Genomic DNA, 229 nt, shown 5'->3' with positions numbered 1-229 from the left:
TCTTAGTAGAACGGAAGACCAATACAGAGCTGCATATGCACGGAAAACAGAAAAGCATCCGAGACGATGTGTCTTTTTCGGGACGAGTAATAGAAGTGATTATCTAAAGGATCCTACTGGTGGACGACGCTTTTTACCAGTAGATTGTGGATTGATGCAACCAGTTAAGAGTGTGTTTAACGATCTGCAGAGTGAAGTGGACCAGATTTGGGCTGAGGCAGTTATGTAC

1 protein-coding gene is annotated in these 229 nt (G+C 43.7%); it reads left to right on the top strand.

What is annotated here, in order from left to right; translation table 11 throughout:
• A partial coding sequence (locus AOA59_RS33780) for a VapE domain-containing protein (RefSeq protein ID WP_143522888.1) occupies window positions 1-229 on the top strand: 229 nt, incomplete at both ends.

The sequence above is a fragment of the Pseudomonas sp. 2822-15 genome, from assembly GCF_002742515.1.
Lineage (GTDB): Bacteria > Pseudomonadota > Gammaproteobacteria > Pseudomonadales > Pseudomonadaceae > Aquipseudomonas > Aquipseudomonas salomonii.
This window is presented reverse-complemented; position numbering and strand designations above follow the sequence as displayed.